The following is a 1,873-nucleotide window of genomic DNA, read 5'->3' as shown; positions in this document are numbered from 1 at the left end:
CGGGGCGGCGCGGGCGGGGCGCGGGGGCGCTCCCACGACGGCGTGCGCGGCGTGGCGCGGCTCAACGCGGGGGACGCCAACGACTGGGAGCACGCCAAGGAGTCCGACAAGCGCGAAACCCGCGCCGAAAAACTGCGCTTGCTCTACGTGGGCCTGACGCGCGCGCGCCTGGCCACGTGGGTCTGCTTCGGCCCCACCAAGGACGCGGCCGACACGGCGCTGGCCTGGCTGCTGCACGCCGACGTGCGCGCGCCCAAGCCGGCCAGGCTCAACGCCGCCGCAATCCGCACGCGCCTGGATCAGCTGGCGCTGCTGGCGCCCGGCGCCGTGGTCGTGGCCGATGCACCGGCGCAGGTGCCGCCTGGTGCCCCCGTGCTTGAAGCCCTGCCCGCGATGCCGCCGGCCGCACTGCCGCAGCGTCGGTTCAGCCGCGACTGGTGGGTGCACAGCTTCTCGGGCCTGACGCGTGAGGCCGGCGGCGCCGACGTGCGCCGCGCCAACGACGAAAGCGAACCGCTGCTGCCCAGCTCGCGTTTCTCCGGCGCGCGCTTCGGCAACGTGCTGCACGAGTCGCTGGAAAACGTCGAATTCGGCCGCTGGCGCGACTGGCCCGGCGAAGCGCCGCCGGCGGGCGAAGCCGCTGCACTGGAGCGCGCCCTGCGCAACGGCGGCTACGGTTCGGCCAACGACATCGCCGAAGGCGTGCCGCTGCTGGCCAGCCTGGTGGGCCACACGCTGAACGTCGTGCTGCCTGAAGGCGTGCGCCTGGCCGACCTGCCTGCGCACCAGCGCCGCGCCGAAATGGAATTCCACTTCTCGCTGGCGCCGGCCCGGGTGGACGACCTGCTGGCGCGGCTGCATGCGCATGCCCTGGTCGGCGAACGACAGGCGTTTGGTCTGCGCGAGCGGCTGGAGGGCCTGATGACCGGCTTCATCGACCTGGTGTACGAATACGGCGGCCGCTATTACCTGCTCGACTACAAGTCCAACCAGCTGCCCGACTACGGCACCGACGCCCTGGCCGACGCCATCGCGCACAGCGAATACGACCTGCAGTACATGCTCTACACCGTGGCCCTGCACCGCTGGCTGCGGTTCCGGCTGCCCGGCTACGACTACGATCGCCACTTCGGCGGTGTTCGCTACCTGTTCTGCCGCGGCCTGCGGGCGGAGCGCGCCGATTCGCCCGGCGTGTTCGCCAGCCTGCCGCCGCGCGCACTGGTGGAAAGCCTGGAAGCGCTGCTGCGCCCGTCCGCGGGAGCCGCCGCATGAGCCTGCTCGACCGCTGGCTGCACGAAGGCTGGCTGCGCCCGGTGGACCATGCGCTGGCCGACACGCTGCGCCGCCTGCGCCCCGACACGCCCGAGCCGGTGCTGCTGGCCGCCGCGCTGGCCAGCCACGCGCTGGCCTTCGGCCACGGCCAGCTGCCGCTGGCGCGCGCGGCGGAACTCTTCCTGGAAATCGACGCCGATCGCCCGCCGCCGGTGATGCCCGAACTCGAATCCTGGCTCGAAGCCGTGGCGTCGTCGCCGTGGGCGCTGTCGCCCGCCGATGCGCCCGACCACAACGCGCCGCTGGTGTTCGAACACGGACAGCTGTACCTGCGCCGCTACTGGCGCTACGAACAATCGCTGGCCGATGCGCTGCGCGCACGCAGCCTGGTCGTGCCGACGGATGCGGTGGACGCCGCGTGGCGCGAGCAGCGTCTGCTCGAACTGTTCCCGCTGCTCGCCAGCGACCCGGCCGATGCCCAGGCCCAAGGCGCCAGCGCCCTGCTCGACACCCGCCTGCTGCTGCTCACCGGTGGCCCCGGCACCGGCAAGACCACCAAGGTGACGCGCGACCTGGTGCTTGCGGTGTAAGCCGCGATGCG

The 1,873-nt window shown here is 72.7% G+C and carries 2 protein-coding genes; both read left to right on the top strand.

Annotated elements, in window-relative coordinates:
• Positions 1 to 1,272 (top strand): PD-(D/E)XK nuclease family protein (locus K0M70_RS05925; protein WP_290780561.1); only part of this gene is annotated, 1,272 nt, incomplete at its 5' end.
• A complete protein-coding gene (locus K0M70_RS05920; protein ID WP_290780558.1) occupies positions 1,269 to 1,862 on the top strand; it encodes a hypothetical protein in 594 nt (197 codons plus the stop codon). The genes K0M70_RS05925 and K0M70_RS05920, both read left to right, overlap by 4 nt.
• Positions 1,863 to 1,873 lie beyond the last annotated feature (11 nt).

The sequence above is a fragment of the Arenimonas sp. genome (assembly GCF_019459675.1).
GTDB lineage: Bacteria > Pseudomonadota > Gammaproteobacteria > Xanthomonadales > Xanthomonadaceae > Arenimonas.
Note: the sequence above shows the minus strand (reverse complement) of the source record. Positions and strands in the feature narration are given on the sequence as shown.

Bases quoted from the DNA above. Each gene is read 5' to 3' on its own strand.
- K0M70_RS05920 (WP_290780558.1), top strand. From the start codon at position 1,269: ATGAGCCTGCTCGACCGCTGGCTGCACGAAGGCTGGCTGCGCCCGGTG.